At 65.7% G+C, this 2,179-nt stretch carries 3 protein-coding genes and 1 pseudogene (1 of these 4 only partly in view); 2 read left to right on the top strand and 2 right to left on the bottom strand.

The window, feature by feature from the left end; genetic code table 11:
• Both BGN95_RS11155 and BGN95_RS11150 read left to right on the top strand, forming a co-directional pair.
• Positions 1 to 303 (top strand): VOC family protein (locus BGN95_RS11155; protein WP_286772629.1); only part of this gene is annotated, 303 nt, incomplete at its 5' end.
• Positions 300 to 602: a polyhydroxyalkanoic acid system family protein gene (locus tag BGN95_RS11150; RefSeq protein WP_265269261.1), complete on the top strand. Its 303-nt coding sequence runs from the start codon at positions 300 to 302 to the stop codon at positions 600 to 602. The genes BGN95_RS11155 and BGN95_RS11150, both read left to right, overlap by 4 nt.
• A 99-nt stretch (positions 603 to 701) precedes the next feature.
• Here the strand turns inward: BGN95_RS11150 and BGN95_RS11145 are convergent, their stop codons facing one another.
• Both BGN95_RS11145 and BGN95_RS11140 read right to left on the bottom strand, forming a co-directional pair.
• The gene (locus BGN95_RS11145) at positions 702 to 2,036 is read right to left on the bottom strand and encodes a PQQ-dependent sugar dehydrogenase (protein WP_265312029.1); all 1,335 of its coding nucleotides are present in this window, start codon (positions 2,034 to 2,036) and stop codon (positions 702 to 704) included.
• A gap of 111 nt (positions 2,037 to 2,147) precedes the next feature.
• Positions 2,148 to 2,179 (bottom strand): annotated as a pseudogene (locus BGN95_RS11140) (hemolysin family protein) (it continues 883 nt past the right edge of the window).

Here is a 2,179-nt window from a genome sequence, read left to right as displayed (position 1 = left end):
ATCGTCGCGCATCTCGACGAAACGATGCAGCCGCATGAGACATCGAATGCGGTCGACGGGCATGACGTCCCGGTGCCGCATTTCGGCGTCGTGCTGACGATGGCCGACTGGCATGTGCTCGCCGAGCGGGTCGAAGCGGCCGGGATCGCCTTCGGGATCGCGCCTTATGTCCGTTTCGCCGGCGAGCCGGGCGAACAGGCGACGATGTTCTTCCGCGATCCTTCTGGCAATGCGCTGGAGTTCAAGGCGTTCGCCGACGATGCGATGCTGTTCGCGACCGGCGCCGAGGAGATTGCGGCATGAGTGCGCCGATCGAGGTGGATATCCCGCACCAGCTCGGCACCGCCGCGGCGAAGGAGCGGATCGGCAGCGGCTTCGGCAAGCTCGCCGATTTCGTCCCCGGCGGGGCGATCACCGAGCATCGCTGGGAGGGCGATACCTTGTGGTTCACCGTCGAGGGGCTGGGGCAGCGCGTCTCGGCACAGCTCGACGTCGGCGAGCGCAATGTGCATTGCACTTTCACGCTGCCCGCGTTCCTGGCGATGTTCTCGGACAAAATCCGCGCCAAGCTGGAACGCGAGGCGCCGAAATTGCTGGAATAATATCCTCCGTTCGCCCTGACCTTGGCGAAGGGTTGCCCTTCTTCGCGAGGAAGAAAGGGCAAGACTTCGGCAGGCTCAGCCCGAACGGGGAGAGGGGCGTTACTTCGCGCCCGCCGCGCTGACCCGCCAGATGCGGTTGCCCACATCGTCCGCCACCAGCAGCGCGCCGGTCTTGTCGAAGGTCACGCCGACCGGGCGGCCTTGCGCCTCGCCGTCCTTGTTGAGGAACCCGGTCAGCACGTCGACCGGCTTGGCACCCTTCGTCGGCCAGCCACTATCGCCGAACGGAACATAGACGACCTTGTAGCCCGACAATGGCTTGCGGTTCCACGAACCGTGCAGGCCGATAAACGCGCCGTTGGCGAAATTCGCCCCGAGCTTCGAATCCTGCGCGAAAGTCAGCCCGAGCGCCGCGACATGCGGGCCGAGCGCATAATCGGGCCGCTTCGAATATTGCTGGAGCGCGGGGTTGGCGGGCTCGACACGCTTGTCGGGATAGCCGCCCCAATAATACCAGGGCCAGCCGAAATTGTCCCCCAGCTCGATCGCGGTGAGATAATCGGGGGCGAGGTCCGAGCCGAGCATGTCGCGCTCGTTGACCACGGTCCACAGCTGGCGATCGTGCGGCTCCAGCGCCATCCCCTGCGGGTTGCGCAGCCCGGCGGCATAGATGCGCCAGGTCTTTTCCTTCGGCCACACCTGGAGGATGTTGGCGCGATAGCGCTCCGCCGCCATGCCATTCTCGGCGATGTTCGACGACGAGCCGACTGCGACATAGAGCGTCTTGCCGTCTTCCGCCGGGATCACGTTGCGCGCCCAGTGATTGCCGCCGCCGTTGAGCTTGATTACCAGCTCGGGCTTGGCGGTCACCTTGGTCATCCCCTCGATATAGGGAACGCGGACCAGCGCGTCGGTATTGGCGATATAGAGCTGGCCGTCGAACAGCGCCATGCCGAGCGGCGAGTTGAGCCCGGTCATGAACACCGTCTTGAGTTCGGGTACGCCGTCCCCGTTCGCGTCGCGCAGCAGGGTGATGCGATTGGCCGAGGGCACCCCGGCGCCGGCGCGGCCCATCAGCCAGCCCATCACCTTATTGACGATCCCGCTGGTGGGGCGCGGCGGCGAATTGGTCTCGGCGACGAGGATGTCGCCGTTGGGCAGGCGATACAGCCAGCGCGGATGATCGAGCCCCGTCGTATAGGCCGCCACCGCCAGCCCCGGCGCGACGACCGGCTTGGCGCCGTCGGGCCAGCCGACCGCCTTGGCGACCGCCATCGTCGGGATCCACTGCTCGCGCGGCGGGGTGATGTCGGGGCGCTGCCCCTGGACGTCGGCGATATTGAGCCGCGCGCTGTCCGGCCAGGCGATCCACGCGACGATCGCGATCGCGGCGAGCACCACCAGCCCGGAAACGATGAGGATATGTTTACGCATTACCGGAGGATAGGCGGCGCGGCGCGGAGACGGAAGGGGGCAGAATCGCGGCAAAGTTCACGAAGTTCACACGTGTGAAGCTTCGTGGTGGCCCGAGGTTGCAAGACTAAGTTACTGAAAAAAAACGTCATCCCGGCCTTGAG

Source organism: Sphingomonas sp. 66-10 (assembly GCF_001897045.1).
Lineage (GTDB): Bacteria > Pseudomonadota > Alphaproteobacteria > Sphingomonadales > Sphingomonadaceae > Sphingomonas > Sphingomonas lycopersici.
The sequence above is the reverse complement of the archived record's forward strand: the minus strand, read 5'-3'. Positions and strand labels throughout refer to the sequence as shown.